Source organism: Azotobacter chroococcum (genome assembly GCF_004339665.1).
In the GTDB taxonomy this organism is placed as follows: domain Bacteria; phylum Pseudomonadota; class Gammaproteobacteria; order Pseudomonadales; family Pseudomonadaceae; genus Azotobacter; species Azotobacter chroococcum.
This window is the reverse complement of record NZ_SMMU01000025.1, coordinates 1-26,712: the sequence shown is the minus strand read 5'-3', so window position 1 is coordinate 26,712 and position 26,712 is coordinate 1. Positions and strand designations below refer to the sequence as shown.

Genomic DNA, 26,712 nt, shown 5'->3' with positions numbered 1-26,712 from the left:
GATACGCTCTTGAAAGCAACGATCCGAACGCACCGGCAACAGGGCTTCACACTGCTGGAAATCATGGTGGTGCTGGTGATTCTGGGCCTCCTGGTGGCGCTGGTGGCGCCGAATGTCCTGCAGAACCAGGACAGGGCAATGGTCGAAAAGGCCAAGGCCGACGTCGCCCTGCTGGAGCAGGCGCTGGACATGTACAAGCTGGACAACTTCCAGTACCCCACCACCAACCAGGGGCTGGAGGCGCTGGTGACGAAACCGGAAATCGACCCGCAGCCCAAGCGCTACAACAGCAACGGCTACATCAAGCGCCTGCCCCAGGACCCCTGGGGCAATCCCTACCAGTACCTGCAGCCGGGCACGAAGAAGGCGTTCGACGTCTACTCGCTGGGCGCGGATGGCGAGATGGGGGGAGAAGGGCTTGCAGCCGATATCGGCAACTAGCCCTGTCCGCGGCTTCACCCTGCTGGAAGTGATGCTGGTGATGGCGATTCTGGGCATGCTGGCGGTCACCGTCTCCCTGGCGCTGCCGGAGTCGTCCCAGCAACGCCTGGAAAGCGAGGCGCGCCGCCTGAAGGCGCAGATCGGTCTGGCGGCGGAACAGGCCATCTACCGCAATCGCGACCATGGCTTGTGGCTGGGCGAGGCCGGCTATCGCTTCTATCGACGCGAGAAGGCGCGCTGGCTGCCCGTGGACACCGATTCGCGGCTGGCGGCCCTGGCGCTGAACGAGGGGACTACGCTGCGACTGCGCATGGCGGGACAACCGGTCGACACGAGCGGGAAGGCGCGCGAGCCGCAGATCCTCATCGCCAGCGACGGCCAGATCAGCGAGTTCGAATTGACCCTCGGCCATCCCGGCGCGCAATGGCCGCAGGTGATCCGCGCCAGTTTCGCGGGCGATCTGCGGCTGGTGCAGGCGGAGCGGCCGTGAATCCGTCGCGACAGCGCGGCCTCACGCTGCTGGAGGTGCTGGTGGCGCTCTCCATCTTCGCCCTGGCCGCCGGCGCCCTGCTCAAGATCGTCGGCGAGCACGGACGGCATGCCGGGCAGCTCGAACTCCGCTACTTCGCCCAGCTGGCGGGCCAGAACCACCTGGCGAGTCTGCATCTGCAGCCGGCCTGGCCAGCCACCGGCAAGCGCACCCGGAAGGTCGAGCTGGCGGGGTACAGGTTCACCCTCACCGAACAGGTGGAGGGAACCGACAATCCCGATATTCGTCGGGTGACGGCCCGGACGACGGGCGATGACGGCCGGCTGCTGAGCGAATTGCAAGCCTTCATGGGAGCGACGCCGTGAAGGGCAGTGGCGGCTTCACCCTGCTCGAAGTGCTGGTGGCAATGGCCCTGCTGGCACTGCTCGGGCTCGCCGCGGCGCTGACGCTCAACAGCGGTCTGCGCAGCCAGCAGGTGGTGGGCGAAAGCATCGAGTCGCTGCAGCGCCTGCAGCTGGCCCAGCAGCTGCTGCGCCGGGATCTGGAACAGCTGGTCGTCCGCCAGGGACGGAACGAACGGGGCGACGTTCGGGCCCAGGTGCTGGTGGCTCCTGCCGACGGCGATCCGCAAGGGGTGCTCCTGGATTTCTACAAGACCGGCCGGCGCATCCTGTCCCGCTCGTCGCCGGGGTCCAGCCTCGAGCGCGTGCGCTATCGCCTGCGCGACGGCCGTCTGATTCGCGAAAGCTCGCCCCTGATCGACACCCCGGTGGGCACGCAATGGCACAGCGCCACGCTGCTGGAAGCGGTGGAGGGCATCGACCTGCGCTTTTTCCACAACCGCACCTGGAGCGACCAATGGCCGCCGGTGCGCGACGCGGCGGGCCAGGCTTCGCCCGCGATGCTCCCCCAAGCGCTGGAGCTGACCATCGAAACCGACCGCTATGGAGCGGTGGCGCAGATCGTGCTGCTGCCGAGCGTCCCATGAAGGGCTCGGCAATGGCGGCCAGGCGGCATGGCCGCGGCATGGCGCTGATGGTCGTATTGCTGGTGGTGGCCCTGATCTCCCTCATCGCGACCCACCTGGGATCGCTGGTCCAGCTCAACATCCAGCAGGCGGCCAACCGCGAGCAGTATCAGCAGGCCTACTGGTTCGCCCTGGGTGGCGAGAGGCTGGCGCGCAAACTGCTGGAATCGGCCCTCAAGACCGACAAGCTCACCCACCCGCGGCAGGCCTGGGCCGATCCGCGGCTCAGCTACCCGATCGACGGCGGCGTCATCAGAATCCGCATCCAGGACCAGAACGCCTGCTTCAATCTCAATGCCCTGACCACGCTGAACACGCCCCAGGACGCCTCCCAGACCAAGGAACCGCTGCTCTTGCGCCAGTTCGTCCGCCTGCTGGTGGAACTGGGGGCCGACGAGTCGCAGACGGCGCAACTGGTCGAGCCACTGCGCGACTGGCTCGACAACGACACCCTGCCGACCGGAGTCAAGGGGGCCGAAGACCTGTTCTATACCGGCCTGGAGCCGGCCTATCTGCCGGCGAACGGTCCGTTGGCGGACCCGACGGAGCTTCATTTCATCGATGGCTTCCGGCAGTTGGCCGCCAAGGCTCGGGACGACGAAAAGGGTTTTCTGCACAGGCTTCGTCCTTATCTGTGCGCCCTGCCCGGCACCAAGCTGCTGGTCAACGTGAATAGCCTCGGCCCGGAGCAGGCGCCGCTCCTGTCGGCCCTGTTCGAGGGACAGGTCCCCTTCGGCCTGCTGACGCAATGGTTGAGCGAACGGCCCGCGGAAGGCTTTCGCAGTGTGGACGAGTTCTGGGCGCTGCTGACCCAGAGCGGCGACGACACGCTCTCCACCGACGTCGACGCGGCCGTCAAGACGCAGCTCAAGGTCTCCTCCGAATTCTTTCTGGCCCGGATCGAGGTCGACTACCACGACGCGAATCTGGTGCTGCTATCGCGCATCCAGATGCGCAACGGCACCTCCGCCGTGTACCAACGCCATTATGGAGCGCTCGATGAATGAATTTCTGCTGGTGAGTCTCGGGCCGCGGCCCGAGGCGCCCGTCGAGTGGCTGGTCTGGAACCCGGACGAGGCCCGCTGCGTCGACGCCGGACGGCTCGCCCATGCCGACGAGCTTCCCCAGCTGGCGCAACTGGCCCGTACTCATCCCTGTTATGCGCTGCTGCCCCAGGAGCAGGTGCTGGTGACCGAAGTCCGGCTGCCCAACGCCAGCCGCGCCGCCCGGCGGACGATACCCTACCAGCTCGAAGAACAACTCTGCGACGACCCGGCCCTGCTGCATTTCGCGGTGGGCAGTCCGCGCGCGGACCACCGCTACCCGGTGGCGATCGTCGCGCGCACGCTGATCGAGTCCTGGCGCGACCGCTTGCGCGCGGCATCGATCCCGGCCAGGGCGCTGTTCGCCGATGCCCAGAGCCTGCGCGGTGACCCGGAGCGACTGATCGCGACGCCCCTGGGCGAGCGCCTGCTGATCAACGGCGCCGGACTGGCCGGCCTGGCGTTCGCCAGCGCGGAACTGGCGAGCTGGCGACCGCTCCTGGAGCGGCACGGCGCCCTGGAAACACTGCCCGCCGCGCCGGACGACCCGCCACTGGCGGCGCTGGCCGCGCGCCTGTCGCCCGAGCAGGCCATCGACCTGCTGCAGGGCGAGTACCGGCTGCAGGATGCGCCCGGAACACGGCTGCGTCAGCTGAGGATTCCCGCGGTGCTGGGCCTGCTGGCGCTGATCCTGGGCTTCGCCGCCCTGGGCCTCGAAAACCATCGGCTGGCCCGCCAGAAGGAAGCGCTCGACAAGCAGGTCGTCGAGCTGTTCCGCGAGGCCTTTCCGGAGGTGCAGCGAATCGTCGATCCGCGGACCCAGCTGGAGCAGCGGCTCGACGAACTGCGTCAACGCCGGCAGGGCTCGCGCTTTCTGCGCCTGCTGGAAAAGAGCGTCCCGGCCTTTCGCCAGCACGGCGCCGTCAAGGTGACCGGCATGCGCTATGCGGAAGACGACCGGCGCCTGGAGCTGGAACTGCAGGCGGCCGAACAGCCCGCCCTCGAGCGCTTCGCCGCCGCGCTGGAACAGAACGGACTGCGGGCCCGGCTCGGCGAGGTGCAGAAGCGCCAGCAAGACACCAGCGCCCAGATGGCCGTAGAGGGAATCGAGTAGATGATCAAAGCCTGGATACAAGAGCTGAGTGACCGGGAAAGACTGCTTCTTGCAGGAGGCGCGCTGCTGGCTTTCGCCACGCTGCTCTACCTGCTCGCCTGGCGCCCCATGGCGGCGGAGCGGTCGCGCCTGCAGGAACAGGTAGACCGCAAGCAGGCCCTGGTCGTCTGGATGAGCGCCGCGAGCGAAGAGGCGAAACGTCTGCAGCCGTCCGGCACGCTGTCGGCGCCGGGCGACAAGCCCCTCGAACAGCTGCTGGCGGATCAGGCCTCCCGCCTGCAGCTCAAGGTGGCACAGGTCACGTCCGGCGGCGCCGGCGAGGTCACGCTCGCCCTCGACAACGCCGACTTCAACCGGCTGCTGCAACTGCTGGAGCAGTCGAGCCGGGACGGCATCCGGCTGCTCAAGGCCGACCTGCGCAGTGCCGCCGCGCCCGGCCGGGTGGGCGCGCAGCTGACGTTTTCGAAGTAGCGCCCCGACCGTTCGCCTCTCAGCCTAGCGCCTTCTCGAACACCTTCGACTGCCGCTGGTAGTTGTACAGCGAGGCGCGCGCCGCCGGCAGGCGCTCGACGCCGCTGGGCTGGAAGCCGCGCTCGCGGAACCAGTGGGCGGTGCGGGTGGTGAGCACGAACAGGGTCTTCAGGCCGAGCGCGCGGGCGCGCGCCTCGATGCGCTCGAGCAGCTCGTCGCCGCGCCCGCCGTGGCGGTAGTCGGGGCTCACCGCCAGGCAGGCCAGTTCGCCGGCCTCGGAGTCGGCGATCGGATAGAGCGCGGCGCAGGCGATGATCAGCCCGTCGCGCTCGACGATGCTGAACTGGCCGATCTCGCGCTCCAGCACCTCGCGCGAGCGGCGCACCAGGATGCCCTGCTCCTCCAGCGGGCTGATCAGCTCGAGCAGCCCGCCGACGTCCTCGATGGTCGCCTCGCGCAGCTTCTCGAACTGCTCCTGGGTGACCAGGGTGCCGCCGCCTTCGCGGGTGAACAGCTCGGTGAGCAGCGCGCCGTCCTCGGCATAGCTGACCATGTGGCTGCGCGGCACGCCGGCGCGGCAGGCCTGGGCGGCGGCGTCGAGCAGCTCGCCCTGGTAGTCGCCGCCCAGGCGCGCGAGGTGCGCCGGCACCTGCTGCGGACGCAGCTCGCGGATCAAGGCGCCGTGCTCGTCGAGCAGGCCCGGCTCGGCGCCGAACAGCAGCAGCTTGTCGGCCTTCAGGTCGATGGCCGCACGGGTCGCCACGTCCTCGCAGGCGAGGTTGAAGATCTCCCCGGTGGGCGAATAGCCCAAAGGCGAAAGCAGCACGATGGCGCGCTCGTCGAGCTGGCGACCGATGCCCTTGCGGTCGATGCGCCGCACTTCGCCGGTGTGCAGGTAGTCGACGCCGTCGACCACGCCGATCGGCCGGGCGGTGACGAAGTTGCCGCCGACCAGCCGCAGCCGGGCGCCCTGCATCGGCGAGGCGGCCATGTCCATCGACAGGCGCGCCTCGATGGCCAGGCGCAGGCTGCCGACCGCATCGATCACACACTCCAGGGTCGGTGCGTCGGTGATCCGCAGACCGCGGTGGTAGCGCGGCGTCAGCCCGCGGGCGGCCAGACGCGCCTCGATCTGCGGGCGCGAGCCGTGCACCAGCACCAGGCGTACGCCGAGGCTGTGCAGCAGCACCAGGTCGTGAACGATGTTGCCGAAGTTGGGATGCTCGATGCCCTCGCCCGGCAGCATGACCACGAAGGTGCGCTCGCGGTGGGCGTTGATGTAGGGCGAAGCGTGGCGAAGCCAGTTGACGTAGTCGCGCATGGAAAACCTGTCGATGGAAAACGCGTATCTGCGGTCGTGTGGGGGAGCGAGGCAATGATGTCCGATCAGTTCGAGTCGCGAATGAATTCGCTCCTACAGGGCAGGAACGGGGTCGAGGCAATAATGTCCGATCAGTTGGCGCAGCAGCTGCACGGTCGGCTCGACCCGCGCCAGCTCCAGGTATTCGTCGGGCTGGTGGGCGCAGGCGATGTCGCCGGGGCCGAGGACGATGGTCTCGCAGCCGAGCTGCTGCAGGTAGGGCGCCTCGGTGCCGAAGGCCACCGCCTCCGCCCGATGCCCGGTGAGGCGCTCGGCCAGGCGCACCAGCTCGCTGCCGGCAGCCTCCTCGAAGGGCGGCACGCCGGGGAACAGCGGGGCGTAGTCGATGCGCACGCCGCGCCGCTCGGCCAGCGGCTGCAATTTGCCGCGGATCGCCGCGCGCAGCTGCTCGGGGTCCATGCCCGGCAGCGGGCGCAGGTCGAACTCCAGGGCGCACTGGCCGCAGATGCGGTTGGGATTGTCGCCGCCGTGGATGCAGCCGAGGTTGAGGGTCGGCTGCGGCACGTTGAACAGCGGGTTGCGGAATTCGCGCTGCCACTGGCCGCGCAGCTCGAGCAGCTCCCCGATGGCCTCGTGCATCGCCTCCAGGGCGCTGTTGCCGAGGCTGGGGTCGGAGGAATGGCCGCTTCTTCCCTGGATGTCGATGCGCTCCATCATCACCCCCTTGTGCAGGCGGATGGGTTTGAGGCCGGTCGGCTCACCGATCAGCGCGGCCCGTCCCAGCGGCCGGCCGGCGGCGGCCAGGGCGCGGGCGCCGCTCATCGAGCTTTCCTCGTCGCAGGTGGCGAGGATCAACAGCGGCTGGCGGAACGGCTGATCCAGCAGCGGGCGCACCGCCTCGATCACCAGCGGGAAGAAGCCCTTCATGTCGCACGCGCCGAGGCCGTACCAGCGGTCGTCGGCCTCGCGCAGGATCAGCGGATCGCTCTGCCACAGCGCGGCGTCGAAGGGCACGGTGTCGCTGTGCCCGGCCAGCACCAGGCCGCCTGGGCCGCTGCCGCAGGTGGCGAGCAGGTTGGCCTTGCCGGGGGCGATGTCCTGGATCTCGCAGGCGAAGCCGAGGTCGCCGAGCCAGCTCGCCAGGCGCTCGATCAGCGGACGGTTGGGCAGGTCCAGGGAAGCCTGGGTGCAGCTCACCGAGGGCAGGGCGATCAGCTCGGCGAACTGCTGCTTGAGACTGGGAAGGGGCATGGCAGGCACTCGGAAGACGGTGCCCTGCATGATAGGTCGCATGGAGCGCGGGGGAAACCAGCCCTCTCCCCCGGCCCCTCGCCCCTGCATGGGCGAGGGGCCGGGGAGTCTCGGTCAGACGAAGATCGCCTTGAGCACGGTGAAGAACACGATCGACAGGATCGCGCCGGCCGGCAGGGTGATGATCCACGACACGAAGATCGAGCCGATCACGCCGAGGTTCAGCGCGCCGATGCCGCGGGCGATGCCGATGCCCAGCACGGCGCCGACCAGGGTGTGGGTGGTGGACACCGGCAGGCCGATGGCCGAGGCGCCGACCACCGTTGAGGCGGTGGCCAGCTCGGCGGCGAAGCCGCGGCTGGGGGTCAGCTCGGTGATTTCCTTGCCGATGGTGGCGATCACCTTGTAGCCGTAGGTGGCCAGGCCGATGACGATGCCGACGGCGCCGAGCAGCAGCACCCAGCCCGGCACCGCCGACTTGGCGCCGACCGCCATGTCGCCGCCGGACTGGATCACGCCGACGATACCCGCCAGCGGGCCGACCGCGTTGGCCACGTCGTTGGCGCCGTGGGCGAAGGCCATGGAGCAGGCGGTGAACACCATCAGCACGGCGAACACCTTCTCCACGCTGGCGTAGTGGAAGCCCTTGTCCGCCTCGGCATCGACCTGGATGCGGCTGAGGATGGCCATGCCCAGCAGCATCACCAGCACGCCGATGCCGATCGCCAGCAGGGTGCCTTGGTTGCCGGAGAGGTGCAGGCCGACATGCTTGAGGCCCTTGGTCACGGTCATCAGGGCGACCATGAAGCCGGTGAGGAACATGTAGACGGGCACGAAGCGCTTGGCGTTGCGGAACGGCTCATCGGTGTCGATGATCAGCTTCTGCACGCTCATGAACAGGCCGAAGGCGACCAGGCCGGAGAGAAACGGCGTCACCACCCAGCTGGCGACGATCGGGCCGATGGCGCTCCACTGCACCGCGTCCATCGACACGCCGACCGCGGCGAAGCCGATCACCGCGCCGATGATGGAGTGGGTGGTGGATACCGGCCAGCCCTTGGCGGTGGCCACCAGCAGCCAGATACCGGCCGCCAGCAGCGCCGACATCATGCCCAGTACCATCAGGTCGGGGGAAATGACCTCGGCATCGACGATGCCGTTCTTGATGGTTTCGGTCACCTCGCCGCCGGCCAGGTAAGCGCCGCAGAACTCGAAGATCATGGCGATGAAGATCGCCTGCCGGATGGTCAGTGCGCGCGAGCCCACCGAAGTGCCCATGGCGTTGGCCACGTCGTTGGCGCCGACCCCCCAGGCCATGAAGAAACCGAATGCGCAGGCGAGCAGAAGCAGGACGAAGCCATGGTCCGCAATAAGAGACATGAGATTGAGTACCTTTGAAACGCAGAAAGACCTTGGCGCTTCAGCGCGCCAGCAGTTGCTCCAGACGGCCGCCGACACGCTCGGCCCGGTCGGCGACCTCGCCGATCCATTCGATGATGGTGTAGAGGAACATCACGTCGACCGGCGGCAACTCACCCTCCAGCTTGAACAGCGCGCGGCGCACCTCGATCTGCAGGCGGTCGGTGTCCTCCTCGATCGCCTCCAGCTCCTCGACCATGGCCACCACCAGGCTCGCCTCGCGACCGGCGAAACCGGCCTCGAGCAGATCGTCCAGCTCGTTCATCGCCTTCAGCGCCTGGGCGCTGGCATCCACGCAACGCTGCACGTAGGTCAGCATCAGCGGCTGCAGGGCGGGCGGAACGATCATCTGCCGGCCGAGGACCAGCCCGGCGATGTCCTTGGCACGGTTGGCGACTTTGTCCTGTACACTCAGCAGCTCGAGCAGATCCGAGCGCGGCACCGGCAGGAACAGGCTCTTGGGCAGGTGGATGCGCACGCTCTTCTTGAGCTGGTCGGCCTCCTTTTCCAGACGCACCATCTCCTGCTGCTCCTGTTCCACCCGGGCCCAGTCCTGAGCCATCACCGCCTCGAACAGCGGCACCAGGTGCGCGGCACACTCGTGCGCCTTGGCGATGTGCTGCTGCATCGGACCGATGGGCGAGCGGCCGAACAGACTGACGAAGGGATTGGTTGGCATAGGGTCGACCCCGTCTTCGAAAAGGCGGCAAGTATACGGAGCGTCCCGGACAGCCGCCAGAAAATGTCATATTCCTGAAACACCCCAATGATAGGCGCCTGAAGCCACCACCATGGTCAAAGAAACCGAAATCAAGCTGCGCGTCAGCCGCGCCACCCTCGCCGCCCTGCGCGAACATCCCCTGCTGAAGGCCCGCAGCGAAAGCGGCTGGCAGCGCCACGAGCTGTTCAACCAGTATTACGACACCCCGGCGCGGGACCTGGCCCGCGCGCGGGTCGCCCTGCGCCTGCGGCGCGACGGCGGGCAGTACATCCAGACCCTGAAGAGCCGCGGGCAGAGCGTCGCCGGGCTGTCCGAGCGCAACGAATGGGATTGGTACCTGGACCAACCCAGTCTGGACCCGGCACGGCTCGACGACCAGTGCTGGCCGGCGGAACTGGCCGGCCTGGACAAGACCCTCCTGCAGCCGATCTTCAGCACCGATTTCGTCCGCGAGAAGGCCGACCTGGTCTGGCAGCGCGACGAGCAGCGGATCGCCGTCGAGGCGGCGCTGGACCTCGGCAGGGTGGTCGCCGGCCCGTGCGCGGAGGAAATCTGCGAGCTGGAGCTGGAGCTGCGCGAAGGCGAGCCCGCCGCCCTCCTGGAGCTGGCCCTCGCCCTGGCCGCCGACCTGCCGCTGATGCCCTGCGACATCAGCAAGGCCGAGCGCGGCTACCGGCTGTTCGACCCGGCCAGCTACGCCCTTGCCCTGCCGGCGCCGGCCCCGGGCGCGGAGCTGCCGCTGGACGAAGCCTTAGCGCTCCTGGCCTGGCACCTGCTCGGCAGCAGCCAGCGGCTGGCCGAGCAGTACCGTTTCAGCGGTCACTGGAAGCTGCTGGAACAGTGGCTCGCCCAGTTGATCGACCTGCGCGCCCTGCTCGGCAGCCTCGGCCAGGCCGCCCCGCGGGCCAGCTCCAGCGGTCTGCGCGGCGCGCTGGACGCGCTGATCGAGGACTGGCGGCCGCAGCTGCTGGCCGGCCAGGACGACGAATCCGTGCGCCAGGCAGCCCCGGCCCGCTTCACCGCCGAACTGGAGCAGACCCGCTGGGGACTGTTCTCGCTGGAGGCCTCGCACTGGCTGCTGACCCGCGCCTGGATTGCCCGGCGCAGCGCCGCCGGCCAGCGCCAGGGCGCCGCACCGCTGGGCCGCTGGCTGGCGCATCTGCTGGCGGACGAGGCGCACGCCTTGCCGCTGGCGCGTTACCGCCTGCAGCCGGAAGGTCTAACGGAGCAACTTCCGCGTCTCGAGCGTATGTTAGTCTGGCTGCGCCTTGCCCGCGGCGTGCTGGAAATGCCCGAGCCAGACCGCCTGTACGGCGAATTGGCCAAGCTCGGCGAGCTGGCTGCCCGCCCGCTGGACGACGACCTGCGCGAGCGGCGCGCCGCCCAGGCGCAGACCGTGGCGACCCTGAAACCCTGGAAAGCGCTGCTGAAATAGGCTCCCGCCGGCAGGGCGAGCCCTGCCGCGCGACCCCGTCCGGACGCACGCAATGTTCAAGCTAAGTCTCAAAACGATCTTCGCCACCTGGCTGACCGGCCTGCTGGCGCTCCTGCCGCTGACCCTGACCCTGGTGCTGCTGGCCTGGATCATCAGCCTGCTGGACCGCCTGATCGGCCCCTCCACCCTCGCCGGGCAGATCTCCGCCGGCCTCGGCCAGTACTTCGTGAGCAATCCGTCGCTGGCCTACCTGTTCGGCGGCTTCGTACTGCTGGCCTGCCTCTATCCGCTGGGCCTGGCCGTGCAGTTGGGCCTGCGCGGGCCGCTGACCCGGCTGATCGACGTCACCCTGCGGCGCACTCCGCTGATCGGCCAGCTCTACAACCTGGCGGACCGCTTCGTCGCCCTGCTGGACAAGGACAAGAATCCCGACATCGGCGCCATGAGTCCGGTCTGGTGCTTCTTCGGCGGCGACGGCACCGCCGTGCTGGCGCTGCTGCCGAGCCCCACGCCGATCGAGATCGAGGGCCGCAGCTACCATGCCATCCTGGTGCCCACCGCGCCGATCCCGGTCGGCGGCGGGCTGCTCTACGTGCCGGTGGAGTGGGTGCGCCCGGCGCACATGGGGATCGACGAGCTGACCAGCATCTATGTCTCCATGGGCCTCACGCCGCCCCCGAAAGCCAGGACCAGGCGCGACCAGAGCCTCGACCTGGATCACGGAAAAGGCTTCTGAAGACGGCCGCCGCTTCGTCCCGGCGGCTCCATCGGGCATGCTGACGGCAGACGCAGAACCACCGAGACCCCGCATGCCTTCCATCGCTTCTTCCCCCGAGAACCGCTGGCTCGACCTGGGCGACCTGCTGCGCGCGCTGGTCGCCCAGGGCCGGATCGGCCAGGACAGCGCCGAGCAGTGCCTGGCGATCCGCCGCAGCGCGCAGGACAGCCAGCAGCATCCGCTGGAATTCCTCGCCGCCCAGCAGCTCGACGACCGCGCCCAGCCGGGGCGCAAGCTCGACTTGGAAAGTCTCACCCGGTGGCTGGCCGACTATGCCGGACAGCCCTACCTGCGCATCGACCCGCTGAAGATCGACGTCGCCGCGGTCACCCCGCTGATGTCCTACGCCTTCGCCCAGCGCCACAGGATCCTCGCCGTGGCGGTTGCCGCGGACGGCGTCACCGTCGCCAGCGCACAGCCGTTCGTCGGCAGCTGGGAAGCCAACCTGACCCACGTGCTCAAGCGGCCGATCCGCCGGGTGGTGGCCAATCCGGCGGAGATCCAGCGCTTCACCGTGGAGTTCTACCGTCTGGCCAGGTCGGTCAGCGGCGCCTCGGCCACGGAGCAGAAGATCAGCGGCGTCGGCAACTTCGAGCAGTTGCTCAAGCTCGGCGCGGCGGACCAGGAGCCGGACGCCAACGATGCGCACATCGTCACCATCGTCGACTGGCTGTTCCAATACGCCTTCCAGCAGCGCGCCAGCGACATCCACATCGAGCCGCGCCGCGAGCAGGGCAGCGTGCGCTTTCGCATCGACGGCGTGCTGCACAACGTCTACCAGTTCCCGCCGCAGGTGGCCATGGCGGTGGTCAGCCGGCTGAAGTCCCTCGGCCGGATGAACGTCGCCGAGAAGCGCAGGCCACAGGACGGCCGGGTCAAGACCAAGGCCCCGGACGGCGGCGAGATCGAGCTGCGCCTGTCCACCCTGCCGACCGCCTTCGGCGAGAAGCTGGTGATGCGCATCTTCGACCCCGAGGTGCTGCTCAAGAGCTTCGATGCCCTCGGCTTCTCCGCCGACGATCTGCGCCGCTGGCAGAGCATGACCGGCCAGCCCAACGGCATCATCCTGGTCACCGGGCCAACCGGCTCGGGCAAGACCACCACGCTCTACACCACGCTGAAACAATTGGCGACGCCGGAGGTCAACGTCTGCACCATCGAAGACCCCATCGAGATGATCGAGCCGGCGTTCAACCAGATGCAGGTGCAGCACAACATCGACCTGACCTTCGCCAGCGGCGTGCGCGCGCTGATGCGCCAGGACCCGGACATCATCATGGTCGGCGAGATCCGCGACCTGGAAACCGCCGAGATGGCCATCCAGGCGGCGCTCACCGGCCACCTGGTGCTCTCCACCCTGCACACCAACGACGCGCCCAGCGCCATCACCCGCCTGCTCGAGCTGGGCGTGCCCTACTACCTGATCAAGGCCACCCTGCTCGGGGTCATGGCCCAGCGCCTGGTACGCACCCTGTGCCCGCACTGCAAGGCGCCGGTCGAACTCGACGCGGCCGACTGGCAGACGCTGACCCGGCCCTGGAACGCCCCGCTGCCGAGCGGCGCGCACCGGGCGGTGGGCTGCCCGGAATGCCGCGACACCGGCTATCGCGGGCGGGCCGGGGTCTACGAGATCATGCTGCTGAACGATGCCCTCAAGCCGCTGATCGCTGCCGACACCGACCTGCTCGCCCTGCGCCGTGCCGCCTTCAAGGACGGCATGCGCAGCCTGCGCCTGTCCGGCGCCCTGAAGGTCGCCGCCGGATCGACCACCCTGGAGGAGGTCATGCGCGTCACCCCACAGAGCGAGCAGCGCTAACCCGGTAGGATTGCAGCCTCCGGCCTGCTGCCGTATACCACCCGTCCATCGCCAGGGAGTCCCCCATGCCAAGCCGTCGCCTCGCCAGCCCCCATCCCGGTCCCGCCCGTGCCGGCCTGCGGAGTCGCCGATGCTGCTGACCTTCCTGCAAGGACTGTCGCCCTGGCACTGGCTAAGCCTCGGCATCCTGCTGCTGATCGTGGAAGTCTTCGACGCCGGCGGCTACCTGCTGTGGCTGGCCCTGGTCGCCACCGGCCTCGCCCTGCTGCTGCAGGTCCTGCCCGACTTTTCCTGGAAGCTGCAACTGCTGCTGTTCGTCAGCCTGTCGACGCCGCTGCTGCTGCTCTGGAAGCGCTGGCGCCGCTACCTGCTGGACCGCTGATCCGATCGAGCGCACCCGCGCCCTGCGCCAGGGAACTCGACCCAGCCCGCAGTAATCTCATTTAGGCATCACTCTCTGGAGTTTCCCATGAAAAGCAAGCTCGCCGGCCTCGCCGTCACCCTGGCCATCCTCCCCTTCGGCGCCGTGCAGGCCGATGATGACTTCGTGCGCGACATCATCTCTTCCGGCCTGACCACCGCCTCGACCTACCTGACCTTCAAGGACGACAAGCTGATTGTCGCCGCCCAGGAGGATGCGGGCAGCTTCGTCGCCAGCGACGGCCAGATCCGCGGCCCCTATCTGGAAGCGGCGCTGCGGCAGCTACGCGAGACCAGCCCGCAGCTGCAGGCCAGCGACATGGAGCTGGCCAGCGCGATTCTCGCCAGCCAGAACGAAACCCCGGCGCGTTTCGGCAGCCACTGAAACCTGCCTGAGCGCCGGTAGCAGCCGGGCGTTACCTCTGCATGGCGATGGGCGCCCAGCTGTTACCCCTACTTGCCCTGTGGGTAGCAAATCTGGGTGGATCGGAAACAGAATTTCCCCTCAGCAGGCTCTACAGAAAACCACATTTTTACTAACTAACTGATTTAAAAGGATTTTATTTTTCTGGCACGGGTAATGCTCTATCTCATGCACAACAAAAATAAAAAACGGCATCTCTAAAGAACAACAACATGAAACGACTCTGACACAATAAAAATAAGCACGGCAGAGACGGCGCAAACTGATTTTTTTGGAGAGGATACGCGTTTCGGGGTCTAGTCCCCGCAGTCGGACAGAGAACAATAAAACTACCTTGAGGTAGCGCCCGGACTGACTGGATCACCTGGTGATCATCGCGATATCGGCGATCAAAGAAATACGTTTGCTCTTGGCCCGGCTGGGGCCGACTGAAGCATCTTCAGGGTGGCGGTCGACAAGAACAACAACAGATCGAGCACAAGAAGAACAAAGCACAAAGTCGATTTGGAGGGGAGCTCAGGCTCCCCTCCGTGCTTTGGCACGGTCTACTCCCGCAGCCTGCCGCCCGCCAGTTCCCCTTCCAGTTTCGCCAGCCGCTCCTCCAGCTCGGCGATGCGCGCCTCCAACGCCTCGATCCGCCCACTCGCCGCCCCGTCGCTACCCGTCGCCTGGGTCGCACGCACAGCCAGCAGCTCCTCCAGATCCTCCGGCGTGCCCAGCTGGTGCATGTAGCGTTCCTCGCGCTGCCCCGACTGGCGCGGCAGTCGGCAGACCAGCTCACGACCGATCAGTCGCTCCAGCTGGTGCTGCAGGTCTGCGCCGTCGTCGAAGTCGTGCAGGCGGGCGCTGCGGGTCAGCAGCTCGTTGACGGTCTGCGGGCCGCGCAGCAGCAGCAGCCCGATCAGCACCAGCTGCGGCGGCGTGAGTTGCAGGGCCTTGTCGAGGCGGTGCTCCCAGCGGTCCGCCCGGCTGCCCATGACCAGTTGCACCAGCGAGCGTCCCTCCAGTTGGCGCAGACTCTGGCCGACCTGAGCGGGGCCGAGGTTCATTAGCGGCTCGCGGCTGGTCTTCTGGTTGCAGGCAAGCACCAGGGCATTGAGGGTCAGCGGGTAGCTTTCCGGGGTGGTCGCCTGCTTCTCGATCAGGCAACCCAGAATGCGGACCTCGATGGCGTTGAGCGGCTCCTGGGCAGGCGGCGCTTCGGACCGATCGGACATGGCAGAACATCCTCGACGTGGAAAACTGTTAGGGTCTGTTGACGTTTTGGCGTGAGCCTACGCCAAAACGTCAACAGACCCTAGCCTAGCGGCCGCGGCGCAACCTCGAACATAGTCGCAGGCGCCACCCAGCGCATGCTGTGATCGAAAAACGGGACTGCTATGATCCTCCGGAGATTCGCCGCAAGTCCCCTCGCAAGGCGACATGGACAGGGCAACGATGCACCCGACCCCCTCACCACCAGGTCAGCTGCAGCTGCGCGGCGACGGCCAGCCCCCCGGACTGAGCATCGCCGGTGACTGGACGCTGCAGCACTACCCGCGCCTGAAACGCGAGATCGAGCGTGCCCGGCCGCGGCTCGATGCTGCCTGCCCGGTCGAGCTGGACGGCCTGGGCGCCCTCGACACCGCCGGCGCCAGCCTGCTGGTGGAGCTGCTCGGCCCCCAGCGCCTGGCGGATATCGCCCGCTGGGCGCCGCAGCTGCCGGCCGAGCGTCTGGCCCTGCTGCACACGGTCGCCACGGCGGTCGCCGGCGCCGCGGCCGCTCCCGAGGAGGAAGCGAAACGCTCCACCCTCCGGGACGAGCTGGCGCACATCGGTCGGGTCGTCGAGATGCTCTGGGAGCAGCAGCGCACCCTGTACGGCTTCATCGGCCTGACCCTCAGCACCCTGCTGCTGAGCCTGCCGCGTCCGCGGCGCTGGCGCGTCACCCCGCTGGTCGCGCACATCGAGCGGACCGGCCTGGACGCCGTGCCCATCGTCGCCCTGCTGACCTTCATGGTCGGCGCGGTGGTGGCCTTCCTCGGCGCCACCGTGCTCGGCCAGTTCGGCGCCACCATCTATACCGTCAACCTGGTGGCCTACTCCTTCCTGCGCGAGTTCGGCGTGCTGCTCTGCGCCATCCTGATGGCTGGTCGCACCGCCAGCGCCTTCGCCGCGCAGATCGGCGCGATGAAGGCCAACGAGGAAATCGACGCGATCCGCGCCCTCGGCCTCGACCCGGTCGAACTGCTGGTGCTGCCGCGGGTCCTGGCGATGCTGGTGACCCTGCCGATCCTCACCTTCATCGCCATGCTCTGCGGCATCCTCGGCGGCCTGGCGGTCTGCGTCCTGGCGCTGGACATCTCGCCGGTGCAGTACTTCGCCATCCTCGAACAGGAGATTTCCGTCAACCATTACCTGGTCGGCCTCGGCAAGGCGCCGCTGTTCGCCTTCCTGATCGCCGTGATCGGCTGCCTGGAGGGCTTCAAGGCCGGCGGCAGCGCCCAGTCGGTCGGCGAACGCACCACCTCCAGCGTGGTGCAGTCGATCTTCATGGTGATCCTGCTGGATGCCCTGGCCGCGCTGTTCCTCATGGAGATGGGCTGGTGAGCGCCGGCATGCCGCCGCAGGAGCCCCTGATCCGGGTGCGCGGCCTGGTCAACCGCTTCGGCCGGCAGACGGTGCACGACGGCCTCGACCTAGACATCCGCCGCGGCGAGATCCTCGGCGTGGTCGGCGGCTCAGGCACCGGCAAGTCGGTACTGCTGCGCAGCATCGTCGGCCTGCAGCGGCCCAGCGCCGGGCGGATCGAGCTGTTCGGCGAGGACCTGCTGAGCCTGCCGGCCGCCCGGCGCTCCCGGCTGGAACGACGCTTCGGCGTACTCTTCCAGCAGGGTGCCCTGTTCACCTCGCTGAACCTCGAGGAGAACGTCGCCCTGCCGCTGATCGAGCATGCCGGGCTGACGCGCCCCGAGGCCAGGCATCTGGCCCGGCTCAAGCTGGCCCTGGCCGGACTGCCGGCCAGCGCCGCCGGCAAGTACCCGGACGAGCTGTCCGGCGGGATGATCAAGCGCGCCGCCCTGGCCCGCGCCCTGGCGCTGGACCCGGAGGTGCTGTTCCTCGACGAGCCGACCGCCGGGCTCGACCCGATCGGCGCGGCGGCCTTCGACCAGTTGCTGCTGACCCTGCGCGACGCCCTCGGGCTCAGCGTGCTCCTGGTCACCCACGACCTCGACACCCTCTACACCAGCTGCGACCGGGTCGCCGTGCTGGCGCAGAAACGCGTGCTGGTCGCCGACCGCCTTGCCGTGGTGGCGGCCACCGACGACCCCTGGATCCGCGAATACTTCCACGGCCCGCGCGGCCGTGCGGCGCAACAGGCCGCCGAACTGCAGGAGACCCCCTGATGGAAACCCGCGCTCACCACGTGCTGATTGGTCTGTTCACCGTCGTGGCGGTGGCCGCCGCCCTACTCCTGGCCCTCTGGCTGAGCAAGTCCAGCCTGGACCGCGAATTCGACCATTACGAAGTGCTGTTCAACCATTCGGTGAGCGGCCTGGCGGTCGGCAGTTCGGTGGAATACAGCGGCATCCGGGTCGGCGACGTGGAGCAGCTCTGGCTCGACCCCGAGGACCCGCGCATGGCCCGCGCACGCATCCGCCTCGACAGCGGCACGCCGATCAAGCGAGACACCCGCGCCCGCCTGCTGCTGGCCAACATCACCGGCGCCCGCAGCATCCAGCTGTTCGGCGGCACGCCGCAAAGCCCGAAGCTCGAAGGCGAGGGCGGCAAGCCGCCGCTGATCGTCGCCGATCCCTCCCCGCTCAGCACCCTGCTCGACGAGGGCGAGGATGTGATGAGCAGCATCAACAGCATCCTGACCGGCGCCAGCCACCTCTTCTCGACCGAGAACGCCAGCCGCCTCGGCCGCACCCTGGAGCATCTCGAGCAGGCTACCAGTGCAATCGCCGAACAGCGCACCGACCTCGGCCAGGCCGTGCAGCAGCTCAACCGGCTCGGCCAGCAGACCGGCGTCCTGCTCGAGGAAATCACCCGCCTGGCGCGTAACGCCAACGGCCTGCTGGACGACAACGGCCGCCAGCTGCTGGCCAGCGCACAACGCTCGATGGGCGCCCTCGAGCGCAGCACCACGCGCCTGGACCGCCTGCTGGCGGACAACCAGCAAGCCCTGGACAACGGCCTGAACGGCATCGCCGATCTCGGCCCGGCGATCAGTGAGCTGCGCACCACCCTCGGCGGCCTGCGCCGGGTCACCCGCCACCTCGAAGACAATCCTTCCGGCTTCTTCCTCGGCCGGGAGCAGATGCAGGAGTTCGCACCATGAGCCTCGGGTCCCGCCACCTCCCCGCCCTGCTCCTCCTGCTCGCCAGCCTGAGTGCCTGTTCGGTGCTGCCCGAGGCCGAGCCGATCCACGTCTATCGCCTGCCCGGCACGCCACTCCAAGCCCAGCCGGCCAGCTCCCGCCTCGACCGGGCGCTGCGCATCGCTACCCCGAAGGCCGACCGCATGCTCGGCAGCGCGCGCATCGCGGTGGTGCCGGAAGGCAACCGGATCAGCGCCTACCAGGGCGCACGCTGGAGCGACGACGCCCCGACCCTGCTGCGCGACCGGCTGATCGCAGCCTTCCGCGAGGACGGCCGGACGGCCTCGGTGAGCAGCGACGACAATCACCTGCATGCCGACCTGGAGCTGCTCGGCGACCTGCGCAGCTTTCACGCCGAATACGTCGGCGGCAAGCCGCAGGTACGGGTCAGCCTCGATGTCAATCTGGTGCACAGCACCAGCCAGCGCGTCCTCGCCAGCCGCCGCTTCGAGGTGCGCCAGAGCGCCGGGGACGAACGACTCGACAGCGTGGTCGCCGCCTTCGGCGCGGCCGGCGACCAGTTGAGCCGGCAGCTGGTGGACTGGACGCTGGCCCAGGGCGGGCGTCTGGCTGGCCGTTAAGCAGCGCCGCTCAGCGCCTGGCGATGATGTACACCGCATGGATGATGCCCGGCAGGTAGCCGAGCAGGGTCAGCAGGATGTTCAGCCAGAAGGCGCCGGCGAAGCCGACCTGCAGGAACACGCCGAGCGGCGGCAGCAGAATGGCGATGAGAATGCGCAGCAGGTCCATGGAAGTTCTCCGTCAATGCCCGGACGGGCCCCTTCCTGAATCGACCTGCCCTGCTCCTCAGGGTTCCTTGGCGCCCGCCGCCGGCGCTGGCCATACTTGCCCGGCAGCCGGCACAGGAGCTTCCCCATGGCGATCACCCGCAGCGATCTCGACGAAAACGGCCTGCTGATCGGCGTGTCGCCGGAGCGCTTTCGCGAGGTCGCCATGCCGCTGCTGTTCGACCAGCTGAATGCCCGCTGCGAAGGCACCATCGCGGTCAACCGCCAGGCGCAGATCGTCTGGATCAACGACAAGTACGCCGCCCGACTGGGCGTGGCCGACCCGCGCGGCGTGCTCGGCCGGCCCGTCGAGGAGATCCTCCCGGCCAGCCGGCTGCGCCAGGTCGCCCAGGGTGGCCAGCCGCCGCTGCTCGACCTGATGGCCTTCGGCGACGAGCACTTCGTGGTCACCCGGATGCCCCTGCGCGACGATCGCGGCATCCTGGTCGGCGCCATCGGCTTCGTCCTGCTCGACCAGGCCCGTCAGCTGGAACCGCTGATCGCCAAGTACAGCCAGCTGCAGAACCGCCTGGCCGCTGCCCAGCGCGAACTGGCCCGGGCGCGCCAGGCGCGCTACAGCATCGCCGGCTTCATCGGCATCAGCGTGGCCGCCAGCGAACTCAAGCGCCAGGCCCGGCGCGCCGCACAGCTGGACGCCACCCTGCTGCTGCGCGGCGAGACCGGCACCGGCAAGGAACTGCTCGCCCAGGGCATCCACAACCTCTCGCCGCGCGCCCGGGGGCCCTTCGTCGCGCTCAACGTGGCGGCGATTCCCGACAGCCTGGTGGAAGCCGAGCTGTTCGGCACCAGCCCGGGCGCCTACACCGGCGCCGAGCGCAAGGCGCGGATCGGCAAGTTCGAGCTGGCCGACGGCGGCACCCTGTTCCTCGACGAGATCGGCGACCTGGCGCCGCCCCTGCAGGCCAAGCTGCTGCGGGTGCTGCAGGAACAGGAGGTCGAGCCGCTCGGCTCGAACCGGGTGAGGCGGATCGACGTGCGGGTGATCGCCGCCACCCATGTCGATCTGGAGGCGCGGGTCGCCGCCGGCACCTTTCGCGGCGACCTCTATTACCGCCTGAACGTGCTGAGCCTGCGCCTGCCGCCGTTGCGCGAGCGCCGCGAGGATATCCGCCCGCTCGCCGAACACCTGCTCGACGAGATCGCCAGCCGTTCCGGCCAGCCGCGGATCGAACTGGACGAGGCGGCACTGGAACTGCTGGCCGTCCAGCCCTGGCCGGGCAACGTCCGGGAACTGGGCAACCTGCTGGAGCGCGCCCAGCTGCAGACCGACGGCTCCCCCCTGGACCGCCAGGCGCTGCTCGCCCTGCTCGACGGCAGTCTGCCGGCCCGCCCGGAAGCCACGCCCGCCGTCTCCGGCAATATGCCCGCCATTCCCCCACTGGCCAGCAGCCTGGCCAATGCCGAGCGCGCCGCCCTGCTGGCGGCCCTCGCGGCCTGCAACGGCAACCGGCGGCGGGCCGCCCAGTGCCTCGGCATCGCCCGCGCCAGCCTGTACAACAAGCTGCAGCAACACGGTCTCAACAAGCGCTGAACCGCGCCCTTGTCCCGAGAACTGGACAGCGCAAGCGTCCAGAAAACTGGACATGTCCTGCCTGCAGGATGCCATTTGCTCTTGCACTTTGCCTTTATCCGGCACAATTGGCGTCACTCGCCGAAAATCATCGCCAATGAGCGCCCTCCCTGTGCCGGCACGAATCTCGCTGGAGCCTCCACAATCCCTTGCTCTCGCGAGTCGGCCAGAGCAACGGCAGCGCAAAGGTTCAGCACGGTTTGGCGTGAAGGTTGGGCAGCATTCGGGCCCAGCCTCTTTTTTTCCTCGCAATCGCGTTTTCACCCTCCAGCCGTCTCCGCTGCAACGGCAAGCGCCCCACATTTCAAACGGGCAAAAAAACGCCCCGGCATTCCTGGCGGGGCGGCTGCGACTTCGCAAGAGACGGTATTCAGTTTCGGCCGGAGATCCGGCCAAGCGCACGCGTCAGGCGCTTGAGCATTTCGTCGATGTTGCCGTGACTGACCGTCAGCGCCGGTGAAAAGCGCAGACAGTGCGCCTGCGGCGCATTGATCAGCAGACGCTCCTTCAGCGCCGCTTCCACCACCGCCGGGGCCGACAGGCCGACCAGCGGCAAACCCAGTAACAGGCCCTGACCGCGCAGCGGACCATGGCCATGATGGCGGGCCAGTTGTGCCAGCCCCTTGCGCAGATGCTCGCCGACTGCGCGAACGTGCTCGAGAAAGCTCGGCTCCAGTACGGTCTCGAGCACCGCCAGACCGGCAGCGGTCGCCAGCGCATTGCCGTGGCAACTGCCGACCAGATCGCCCGGCTCGAAGCAGCAGGCACTGCCACGGGCCACCAGGGCCGCCAGCGGCACGCCGCCCCCCAAACCCGTACCGAGCGCGATGATGTCGGCACGCACGCCATACAGTTCCTCGGCCAGCAGCACCCCGCAACGTCCGATCCCGGTCTGCACCTCGTCGAGGATCAGCAGCAGGCCCCGCTCGTTACACAGCCGAGTGACGCCCTGCAGGTATTCCAGGCTCGCCGGGATCGCTCCCGCCTCCCCCTGCAGCGGCTCCAGCATCACCGCCACGGTCTGCTCGTCGAGTGCGGCCGCCAGCGCCTCCAGATCGTTGAAGGGCACCCTGGCGAAACCCGACGTACCGTCCTTGTCCCTCGGGGACATGCAGCCCGAAGCTGCCAAGGCCCCTCGAGTACCGCCAGCAGGGCTGTCGAACGCAGTGACGATGCGCCCGGCACCGCCGCGATGCAGCCACCCCCACTTGCGCGCCAAGCGAATTGCCGCCTCTCTGGCCTCGGCACCGCTGCTCAGGAAGTACGCCTGATCGCTGTCGGTGGCTTGGCACAAGCGTGTGGCCAGCTTGAGCATGCCGAGGTTGTAGTACCCGGCGCCCGGGTTGATCAGGCTTTCCGCCTGACGCCGCAGGGCGCTCACCAGCACGCTGGGGCTGTGCCCCAGGCTGTTTGCCGTCAGCCCCTGGGTGAAGTCGAGGTAGGCATTGCCTTGGATATCCCACAGCCACGAACCCTGGCCGCGCACGAACAGCTGCGACGGACGCTCCATGGTGCGCATCATCCGCATGCAGGCCAAGGCATCACGCACCGGACAACTCCTCACGGCGGCAGCCGTCCCGGAACAGCGGCTTCGTACGCCGGCGTTCGGAGCAGGCGCTCCGGCAAGCTGCAGCACGGATCAACCCATAATTTATTTCTTCAGCTTTACCTATGAACAGCTCTGGCACTACCGCCTGGTACATTACTCAGCCCAGCCTCCAGAGCGCTGTAAGCATGATCGACAGGCACTAGACTAAGAAGAATAGCCCCCGCGGGCCATTTCGATTTTCCAGATTTATTGATAAGAGAAAATTATGAATTTTCGCCAGCTACGCTATTTCGTGGCGCTGTACGAGGAAGGCCATGTCGGGCGCGCCGCAGAGCGGCTGAGCCTGTCGCAGCCGGCGCTCTCGCAGCAGATCCGCCACCTGGAGACGGACCTCGACGTCAACCTGTTTCAACGCACCGGCAAGCGCCTGCTGCCGACCCTGGCCGCACAGACCCTGTACAGCCATGCGGTGCCGCTGCTGGATGGCCTGGAGCGCGCCCGCGATGCCTTGCGCGCCTTTCGCGGGCAGTCGGCGCGCAGCCTGGCGGTCGGCGTGCTGCAGACGGTCAGCACCAGCCTGGTGCCGCCGCTGCTGGAGCGCCTGCGCCAGGCACAGCCGCATCTGGTGGTACAGCTCTACGAACTGTCCGGCATCGATATCGAGCGGCGCCTGCTGACCGGCACCCTGGATATCGGTATCGGCTTCCTGCCGCCGCGCCAGCCCGGGCTGCACAGCCTGCCGCTGTACGAGGACGAGCTGCAGCTGGTGATTCCGGAGAACCATCCGCTGAAGGACTTCAAGAAGGTTTCCCTGGCCCAGGCAGCGGAGCTGCCGATGCTGCTGCTCGGCGAGGAGTTCCGCGTGCGGCAGATCTGGCAGGAGCAGCTCGCCATGCTCGGCCGCCGTCCGCAGGTGCAGGCCGAGCTGAACAACATGAACAGCATTCTCGACAGCCTGCCGCAGACGACCCTGGCCACTGTGCTGCCGGGCTGCTCGCGCCCGCCGCACAGCCACCCGGACCTGCTGTGGAAACCGCTCAGCGAGCCGCGCATACCGCTGAAGATGGGACTGGTCTATCGCGACGCACAACGCCAGCAGGGCATGCTGGATCTGCTGCACTCGCTGCTGGAAGGGATGCCCGGCCTTCATGAGGCCCACGGCTGAACGCAGGATGCGCCCTTTCGGAGCGCACAAAAAAGAAAACCCCGCAGAGCGGGGTCTTGCAGACTGATTCTGACATCCGTGACTATCCGCCATCCTGGCAGAGCATCCCTGAATCGTCCCTGAGCCATCCATGAGTTTCGCCGCGCATCCTGCGCACATCATCCATGAGCAACGCCATCCTGGCGATCATCCCTGAGTTCCCCAACGCATCCTGCGCCAACCATCCCTGCGGCTTCACCCTCCCGGTGAATTCTCGACGACATCCCTGCCGTTCGATGCGCCTCCTGCGCGACCTCCCTATCACCTGCCATCCTGGCGGGGGCCTGCGACGCCTTCCCTGTTTTTCGGTGCGCTTCCTGCGCGACGTCCTTGAGCAATAGAATATGCATCCCCCCGCAGGGTAAACAGTCGTGATCACCATCACACCATGTAAGCCTTTGCCTACATGCCTTGCCGGACCGGTCCTGTCCTGTCGCTCAGGTCCGAAATTCCTGGCACACAGGATGCATAAAATCTGGCAAAGGTTTCGGGGACCCCGGTACAGGCAGGCCGGGAACTCCCCTCTTTTATGCCTCCAGCCGGCCCTGCAGGCGTCAGACGCCCTCCTCCGGCAGCGCCGATACCGCCCCCCCGACCCCAGCCGCAGCGTGCACAGCCAGCGGGCAGAGACGGTGCCTCAGGTACGGCAAGGGTGCAGCGGCAGGGTAGAATGCCGGCCTCCCCGCCTGGAGCCGTGCATGTTTCACGTCATCCTCTTCCAACCGGAAATCCCGCCGAACACCGGCAACATCATCAGGCTCTGCGCCAACACTGGCTGCAGCCTGCACCTGATCGACCCGCTGGGTTTCGAGCTGGACGACAAGCGCCTGCGCCGCGCCGGGCTGGACTACCACGAGTACGCCACCCTCAAGCGCCATGCCGACCTGTCCGCCTGCCTGGACAGCCTCGGCCAGCCGCGCCTGTTCGCCTTCACCACCAAGGGATCGCAGCCCTATCACAGCGTGAGCTACCGGCGCGGCGATGCCTTCCTGTTCGGCCCGGAAAGCCGCGGCCTGCCGCAGGAGATCCGCGAAAGCCTGCCGCCGGAACAGCGCCTGCGCCTGCCGATGCGCCCCGACTGCCGCAGCCTGAACCTGTCGAACACGGTGGCCGTGGCAGTCTACGAGGCCTGGCGTCAGCTCGATTTCGCGATGGAGTGAGCACGCACAAAAAAGCGCCCTGCAGGGCGCTTTCTTCGGCAGGGCTGCAGCCTTACTGCACCGTGCCCGATGCCTGGCCCTCGGCCTGCATGCGCGCCAGTTCCTGGGCGTAGAGCACGTCGAAGTTCACCGGCGCCAGCATCAGGGCCGGGAAGGAGCCGCGCACGACCAGGTTGTCCAGCGCCTCGCGAGCGTAGGGGAAGAGCAGGCTCGGGCAGAAGGCGCCCAGGGTATGAGCCATGGCCTCGGCATCCAGGCCCTTGATCAGGAAGATGCCGGCCTGCTGCACCTCGGCGATGAAGGCCACCTCCTCGCCAGTCTTCACGGTGACCGAGAGGGTCAGCACCACCTCGTAGAAGTCGCCGCCGTTGAGCGGCTTCTGCTTGGTATTCAGGTCCAGCTGGACGCTCGGCTTCCAGTCCTGGCGGAAGATCTCCGGGGCCTTCGGAGCCTCGAAGGAGAGGTCGCGCACGTAGATGCGCTGCAGGGAGAATTGGGCGTTCTGGCCGTCTTGTGCGGCGCCGTTGCTAGCTTGTTCAGTCATGGCAGAGCCTTGTTCGATTTGCGGATTCAATCCCCGAGCAGCGCGTCCAGACGGCCCGCGCGCTCCAGGGCATGGAGATCGTCACACCCACCGACATGGGTATCGCCGATCCAGATTTGCGGCACCGTGGTACCTCCAGCCGCCTTGCGGATCATTTCCGCATGTAGCTCCGGCCTGCCGTCGACGCCGATCTCTTGGTAGGCGACGCCCTTCCTATCCAGCAGCTGCTTGGCGCGAATGCAGTAGCCGCAGGTGCGCCTGGTGTAAATGACAACGTGTGGCATGGCTCCCTCACTTGACCACGGGCAGATTGTCCCCACGCCAGGTTCCCATGCCGCCGCCCAGCCTGGCCACGCTGAAGCCGGCCTTCTGCAGGTCGCGACAAACGGTGCCGGCGTGCTGGCCCATGGCATCGACCACGATAAGGGTCTTGGCCCTGAACTTTTCCAGCTCGGCCATGCGGCTGGCCAGCTTGTCGTAGGGAATGTTGAGGGCATCGACGATGTGCCCGCCGGAGAACTCCTTGTGGGCGCGCACATCCAGCACCATGCCCTGGCCACCGTTGAGCAGCGAGGTCAACTCGCCGCTGCTGAGGCTACGACCACCGCGGCGCAGCTCGGTCACCAGCAGCAGGACCAGCAGGACGACCAGCAGGCCGACGAGGATGTAGTGGTTGGAAGCGAATTCGATCAGCTTGGGGACCATCGGGAAGTTCCAGAGCGGTAAAATCCCGGCAGTATACACAGCCCCCCAGGCCGGCTGAACCCGCCGCCGCCGCCGCAGTCAATGGCCATGACGCTGCCCCTGCGAGGCAGTAGACTGTCGCCCCCTGCATGCCCCGGGCTGCCGGGCGCCCACATCACCGCATCATCAGAGTCGGAACCATGACTGCCACCCCCAAACCGCTGGTACTCATCATCCTCGACGGCTTCGGTCACAGTGACAGCCCCGCCCACAACGCCATCCACGCCGCCCGCACCCCGGTCTACGATCGCCTGCTCGCCACCCGCCCCCACGGCCTGATCTCCGGCTCCGGCATGGACGTCGGCCTGCCCGACGGCCAGATGGGCAACTCCGAGGTCGGCCACATGAACCTCGGCGCCGGCCGCGTGCTCTACCAGGACCTCACCCGCGTCACCAAGGCCATCCAGGACGGCGAGTTCTTCGAGAACCCGGCCATCTGCGCCGCCGTCGACCAGGCGGTCGACGGCGGCAAGGCGGTGCACATCCTCGGCCTGCTCTCCGAGGGCGGCGTGCACAGCCACCAGGACCACATCGCCGCCATGGCCGAACTGGCCGTGCGCCGCGGCGCCGAGAAGATCTACCTGCACGCCTTCCTCGA

29 protein-coding genes and 1 pseudogene are annotated in these 26,712 nt (G+C 67.9%); 20 read left to right on the top strand and 10 right to left on the bottom strand.

Annotation, left to right across the window (positions count from 1 at the left end; all coding sequences use genetic code 11):
* Positions 1 to 9: 9 nt before the first annotated feature.
* The 7 genes from gspG to gspM are packed head-to-tail and all read left to right on the top strand — an operon-like array spanning position 10 to position 4,586.
* Complete coding sequence (gene gspG / locus EV691_RS17270; RefSeq protein ID WP_377802237.1) at positions 10 to 441, top strand: type II secretion system major pseudopilin GspG; 432 nt, start codon at positions 10 to 12, stop codon at positions 439 to 441.
* Positions 419 to 931 carry a type II secretion system minor pseudopilin GspH gene (gspH, locus tag EV691_RS17265; RefSeq protein WP_165496548.1) on the top strand — a complete coding sequence of 171 codons (513 nt, stop codon included), beginning with the start codon at positions 419 to 421 and terminating at the stop codon, positions 929 to 931. The genes gspG and gspH overlap by 23 nt, the downstream gene beginning before the upstream one ends.
* Positions 928 to 1,296 (top strand): type II secretion system minor pseudopilin GspI, encoded by a 369-nt coding sequence (gspI, locus tag EV691_RS17260; protein WP_165496549.1) that lies wholly within the window; start codon positions 928 to 930, stop codon positions 1,294 to 1,296. The genes gspH and gspI overlap by 4 nt, the downstream gene beginning before the upstream one ends.
* On the top strand, positions 1,293 to 1,919 hold the full coding sequence (gspJ, locus tag EV691_RS17255; protein ID WP_131298651.1) for a type II secretion system minor pseudopilin GspJ: 627 nt from the start codon (positions 1,293 to 1,295) through the stop codon (positions 1,917 to 1,919). Before gspI ends, gspJ begins: the two co-directional genes overlap by 4 nt.
* On the top strand, positions 1,916 to 2,965 hold the full coding sequence (gspK, locus tag EV691_RS17250; protein WP_165496550.1) for a type II secretion system minor pseudopilin GspK: 1,050 nt from the start codon (positions 1,916 to 1,918) through the stop codon (positions 2,963 to 2,965). The genes gspJ and gspK overlap by 4 nt, the downstream gene beginning before the upstream one ends.
* Positions 2,958 to 4,115 (top strand): type II secretion system protein GspL, encoded by a 1,158-nt coding sequence (gspL, locus tag EV691_RS17245; RefSeq protein WP_165496551.1) that lies wholly within the window; start codon positions 2,958 to 2,960, stop codon positions 4,113 to 4,115. The genes gspK and gspL overlap by 8 nt, the downstream gene beginning before the upstream one ends.
* The gene (gene gspM / locus EV691_RS17240) at positions 4,116 to 4,586 is read left to right on the top strand and encodes a type II secretion system protein GspM (protein ID WP_131298654.1); all 471 of its coding nucleotides are present in this window, start codon (positions 4,116 to 4,118) and stop codon (positions 4,584 to 4,586) included.
* 19 nt (positions 4,587 to 4,605) lie between these two features.
* Here gspM and argA read toward each other — a convergent pair whose 3' ends face one another.
* From argA to EV691_RS17220, 4 genes are all read right to left on the bottom strand, one after another.
* Positions 4,606 to 5,907 carry an amino-acid N-acetyltransferase gene (argA, locus tag EV691_RS17235; RefSeq protein ID WP_131298655.1) on the bottom strand — a complete coding sequence of 434 codons (1,302 nt, stop codon included), beginning with the start codon at positions 5,905 to 5,907 and terminating at the stop codon, positions 4,606 to 4,608.
* Between the two features lie 93 nt (positions 5,908 to 6,000).
* Positions 6,001 to 7,158 (bottom strand): acetylornithine deacetylase, encoded by a 1,158-nt coding sequence (gene argE, locus EV691_RS17230; RefSeq protein ID WP_131298656.1) that lies wholly within the window; start codon positions 7,156 to 7,158, stop codon positions 6,001 to 6,003.
* 114 nt (positions 7,159 to 7,272) lie between these two features.
* A complete protein-coding gene (locus EV691_RS17225) occupies positions 7,273 to 8,538 on the bottom strand; it encodes an inorganic phosphate transporter (protein WP_131298657.1) in 1,266 nt (421 codons plus the stop codon).
* Positions 8,539 to 8,578: 40 nt separating this feature from the next.
* Positions 8,579 to 9,256 (bottom strand): TIGR00153 family protein, encoded by a 678-nt coding sequence (locus EV691_RS17220; RefSeq protein WP_039806344.1) that lies wholly within the window; start codon positions 9,254 to 9,256, stop codon positions 8,579 to 8,581.
* A gap of 112 nt (positions 9,257 to 9,368) precedes the next feature.
* Here EV691_RS17220 and EV691_RS17215 point away from each other — a divergent pair, with 112 nt between their 5' ends.
* The 5 genes from EV691_RS17215 to EV691_RS17195 all read left to right on the top strand — a co-directional run bounded on the left by EV691_RS17215 (position 9,369) and on the right by EV691_RS17195 (position 14,132).
* On the top strand, positions 9,369 to 10,733 hold the full coding sequence (locus EV691_RS17215; protein ID WP_131298658.1) for a CYTH domain-containing protein: 1,365 nt from the start codon (positions 9,369 to 9,371) through the stop codon (positions 10,731 to 10,733).
* A gap of 52 nt (positions 10,734 to 10,785) precedes the next feature.
* Positions 10,786 to 11,469: a DUF502 domain-containing protein gene (locus EV691_RS17210; protein ID WP_089169420.1), complete on the top strand. Its 684-nt coding sequence runs from the start codon at positions 10,786 to 10,788 to the stop codon at positions 11,467 to 11,469.
* Between the two features lie 73 nt (positions 11,470 to 11,542).
* Entirely contained in the window at positions 11,543 to 13,327 is a 1,785-nt protein-coding gene (gene tfpB / locus EV691_RS17205; RefSeq protein WP_131298659.1) for a type IV pilus assembly ATPase TfpB, read from the top strand.
* Positions 13,328 to 13,457: 130 nt separating this feature from the next.
* Complete coding sequence (locus EV691_RS17200) at positions 13,458 to 13,709, top strand: NfeD family protein (protein ID WP_089169422.1); 252 nt, start codon at positions 13,458 to 13,460, stop codon at positions 13,707 to 13,709.
* Between the two features lie 87 nt (positions 13,710 to 13,796).
* Entirely contained in the window at positions 13,797 to 14,132 is a 336-nt protein-coding gene (locus EV691_RS17195; RefSeq protein WP_089169423.1) for a DUF2388 domain-containing protein, read from the top strand.
* A 584-nt stretch (positions 14,133 to 14,716) separates the two neighbouring features.
* Here the strand turns inward: EV691_RS17195 and EV691_RS17190 are convergent.
* Positions 14,717 to 15,388 carry a YceH family protein gene (locus EV691_RS17190; protein ID WP_131255145.1) on the bottom strand — a complete coding sequence of 224 codons (672 nt, stop codon included), beginning with the start codon at positions 15,386 to 15,388 and terminating at the stop codon, positions 14,717 to 14,719.
* Between the two features lie 220 nt (positions 15,389 to 15,608).
* On the opposite strand from EV691_RS17190, the gene EV691_RS17185 reads away from it, so the two are divergent.
* Genes EV691_RS17185 through EV691_RS17170 form a run of 4 tightly spaced genes read left to right on the top strand, consistent with a single transcriptional unit; the run spans position 15,609 to position 19,115 of the window.
* Positions 15,609 to 16,760, top strand: a complete 1,152-nt coding sequence (locus EV691_RS17185) for an MlaE family ABC transporter permease (RefSeq protein ID WP_089169425.1) — start codon at positions 15,609 to 15,611, stop codon at positions 16,758 to 16,760.
* An 8-nt stretch (positions 16,761 to 16,768) separates the two neighbouring features.
* Complete coding sequence (locus tag EV691_RS17180) at positions 16,769 to 17,557, top strand: ABC transporter ATP-binding protein (protein WP_207390201.1); 789 nt, start codon at positions 16,769 to 16,771, stop codon at positions 17,555 to 17,557.
* Entirely contained in the window at positions 17,557 to 18,495 is a 939-nt protein-coding gene (locus tag EV691_RS17175; RefSeq protein WP_131255143.1) for an MlaD family protein, read from the top strand. Before EV691_RS17180 ends, EV691_RS17175 begins: the two co-directional genes overlap by 1 nt.
* Positions 18,492 to 19,115 carry an ABC-type transport auxiliary lipoprotein family protein gene (locus EV691_RS17170; protein ID WP_131255142.1) on the top strand — a complete coding sequence of 208 codons (624 nt, stop codon included), beginning with the start codon at positions 18,492 to 18,494 and terminating at the stop codon, positions 19,113 to 19,115. The genes EV691_RS17175 and EV691_RS17170 overlap by 4 nt, the downstream gene beginning before the upstream one ends.
* A 10-nt stretch (positions 19,116 to 19,125) precedes the next feature.
* Here the strand turns inward: EV691_RS17170 and EV691_RS17165 are convergent, their stop codons facing one another.
* Complete coding sequence (locus tag EV691_RS17165) at positions 19,126 to 19,284, bottom strand: YqaE/Pmp3 family membrane protein (protein WP_012699156.1); 159 nt, start codon at positions 19,282 to 19,284, stop codon at positions 19,126 to 19,128.
* Between the two features lie 126 nt (positions 19,285 to 19,410).
* Here EV691_RS17165 and EV691_RS17160 point away from each other — a divergent pair, with 126 nt between their 5' ends.
* The gene (locus EV691_RS17160) at positions 19,411 to 20,874 is read left to right on the top strand and encodes a sigma-54 interaction domain-containing protein (RefSeq protein ID WP_131298661.1); all 1,464 of its coding nucleotides are present in this window, start codon (positions 19,411 to 19,413) and stop codon (positions 20,872 to 20,874) included.
* A 409-nt stretch (positions 20,875 to 21,283) separates the two neighbouring features.
* Here the strand turns inward: EV691_RS17160 and EV691_RS17155 are convergent, their stop codons facing one another.
* Entirely contained in the window at positions 21,284 to 22,462 is a 1,179-nt protein-coding gene (locus EV691_RS17155; protein WP_232487142.1) for an aspartate aminotransferase family protein, read from the bottom strand.
* 265 nt (positions 22,463 to 22,727) lie between these two features.
* On the opposite strand from EV691_RS17155, the gene EV691_RS17150 reads away from it, so the two are divergent.
* Together EV691_RS17150 and trmL are read left to right on the top strand one after the other, a co-directional pair.
* Positions 22,728 to 23,627, top strand: a complete 900-nt coding sequence (locus tag EV691_RS17150) for a LysR family transcriptional regulator (RefSeq protein ID WP_039806376.1) — start codon at positions 22,728 to 22,730, stop codon at positions 23,625 to 23,627.
* Positions 23,628 to 24,364: 737 nt separating this feature from the next.
* A complete protein-coding gene (gene trmL / locus EV691_RS17145; RefSeq protein WP_039806378.1) occupies positions 24,365 to 24,826 on the top strand; it encodes a tRNA (uridine(34)/cytosine(34)/5-carboxymethylaminomethyluridine(34)-2'-O)-methyltransferase TrmL in 462 nt (153 codons plus the stop codon).
* 52 nt (positions 24,827 to 24,878) lie between these two features.
* On the opposite strand, the gene secB is transcribed toward trmL, so the two are convergent.
* The 3 genes from secB to EV691_RS17130 are packed head-to-tail and all read right to left on the bottom strand — an operon-like array spanning position 24,879 to position 26,075.
* Positions 24,879 to 25,370, bottom strand: coding sequence for a protein-export chaperone SecB (secB, locus tag EV691_RS17140; RefSeq protein ID WP_131298662.1), 492 nt, complete (start codon positions 25,368 to 25,370; stop codon positions 24,879 to 24,881).
* A gap of 26 nt (positions 25,371 to 25,396) precedes the next feature.
* The gene (gene grxC / locus EV691_RS17135) at positions 25,397 to 25,654 is read right to left on the bottom strand and encodes a glutaredoxin 3 (RefSeq protein WP_089169428.1); all 258 of its coding nucleotides are present in this window, start codon (positions 25,652 to 25,654) and stop codon (positions 25,397 to 25,399) included.
* A 7-nt stretch (positions 25,655 to 25,661) separates the two neighbouring features.
* Positions 25,662 to 26,075 (bottom strand): rhodanese-like domain-containing protein, encoded by a 414-nt coding sequence (locus tag EV691_RS17130; protein WP_039806384.1) that lies wholly within the window; start codon positions 26,073 to 26,075, stop codon positions 25,662 to 25,664.
* A gap of 179 nt (positions 26,076 to 26,254) precedes the next feature.
* Between EV691_RS17130 and EV691_RS17125 the strand changes: the two are divergent.
* Positions 26,255 to 26,712 (top strand): annotated as a pseudogene (locus EV691_RS17125) (2,3-bisphosphoglycerate-independent phosphoglycerate mutase); the annotation flags it as partial.

Coding starts and splice junctions, on each gene's coding strand:
- EV691_RS17165 (WP_012699156.1), bottom strand. CDS start 19,284: ATGGACCTGCTGCGCATTCTCATCGCCATTCTGCTGCCGCCGCTCGGC.
- EV691_RS17175 (WP_131255143.1), top strand. CDS start 17,557: ATGGAAACCCGCGCTCACCACGTGCTGATTGGTCTGTTCACCGTCGTG.
- EV691_RS17130 (WP_039806384.1), bottom strand. CDS start 26,075: ATGGTCCCCAAGCTGATCGAATTCGCTTCCAACCACTACATCCTCGTC.
- gspM (WP_131298654.1), top strand. CDS start 4,116: ATGATCAAAGCCTGGATACAAGAGCTGAGTGACCGGGAAAGACTGCTT.
- argA (WP_131298655.1), bottom strand. CDS start 5,907: ATGCGCGACTACGTCAACTGGCTTCGCCACGCTTCGCCCTACATCAAC.
- EV691_RS17225 (WP_131298657.1), bottom strand. CDS start 8,538: ATGTCTCTTATTGCGGACCATGGCTTCGTCCTGCTTCTGCTCGCCTGC.
- trmL (WP_039806378.1), top strand. CDS start 24,365: ATGTTTCACGTCATCCTCTTCCAACCGGAAATCCCGCCGAACACCGGC.
- EV691_RS17195 (WP_089169423.1), top strand. CDS start 13,797: ATGAAAAGCAAGCTCGCCGGCCTCGCCGTCACCCTGGCCATCCTCCCC.
- EV691_RS17180 (WP_207390201.1), top strand. CDS start 16,769: ATGCCGCCGCAGGAGCCCCTGATCCGGGTGCGCGGCCTGGTCAACCGC.
- EV691_RS17185 (WP_089169425.1), top strand. CDS start 15,609: ATGCACCCGACCCCCTCACCACCAGGTCAGCTGCAGCTGCGCGGCGAC.
- EV691_RS17170 (WP_131255142.1), top strand. CDS start 18,492: ATGAGCCTCGGGTCCCGCCACCTCCCCGCCCTGCTCCTCCTGCTCGCC.
- EV691_RS17150 (WP_039806376.1), top strand. CDS start 22,728: ATGAATTTTCGCCAGCTACGCTATTTCGTGGCGCTGTACGAGGAAGGC.
- EV691_RS17220 (WP_039806344.1), bottom strand. CDS start 9,256: ATGCCAACCAATCCCTTCGTCAGTCTGTTCGGCCGCTCGCCCATCGGT.
- tfpB (WP_131298659.1), top strand. CDS start 11,543: ATGCCTTCCATCGCTTCTTCCCCCGAGAACCGCTGGCTCGACCTGGGC.
- grxC (WP_089169428.1), bottom strand. CDS start 25,654: ATGCCACACGTTGTCATTTACACCAGGCGCACCTGCGGCTACTGCATT.
- secB (WP_131298662.1), bottom strand. CDS start 25,370: ATGACTGAACAAGCTAGCAACGGCGCCGCACAAGACGGCCAGAACGCC.
- gspK (WP_165496550.1), top strand. CDS start 1,916: ATGAAGGGCTCGGCAATGGCGGCCAGGCGGCATGGCCGCGGCATGGCG.
- EV691_RS17200 (WP_089169422.1), top strand. CDS start 13,458: ATGCTGCTGACCTTCCTGCAAGGACTGTCGCCCTGGCACTGGCTAAGC.
- EV691_RS17215 (WP_131298658.1), top strand. CDS start 9,369: ATGGTCAAAGAAACCGAAATCAAGCTGCGCGTCAGCCGCGCCACCCTC.
- EV691_RS17190 (WP_131255145.1), bottom strand. CDS start 15,388: ATGTCCGATCGGTCCGAAGCGCCGCCTGCCCAGGAGCCGCTCAACGCC.
- EV691_RS17160 (WP_131298661.1), top strand. CDS start 19,411: ATGGCGATCACCCGCAGCGATCTCGACGAAAACGGCCTGCTGATCGGC.
- EV691_RS17210 (WP_089169420.1), top strand. CDS start 10,786: ATGTTCAAGCTAAGTCTCAAAACGATCTTCGCCACCTGGCTGACCGGC.
- argE (WP_131298656.1), bottom strand. CDS start 7,158: ATGCCCCTTCCCAGTCTCAAGCAGCAGTTCGCCGAGCTGATCGCCCTG.
- gspL (WP_165496551.1), top strand. CDS start 2,958: ATGAATGAATTTCTGCTGGTGAGTCTCGGGCCGCGGCCCGAGGCGCCC.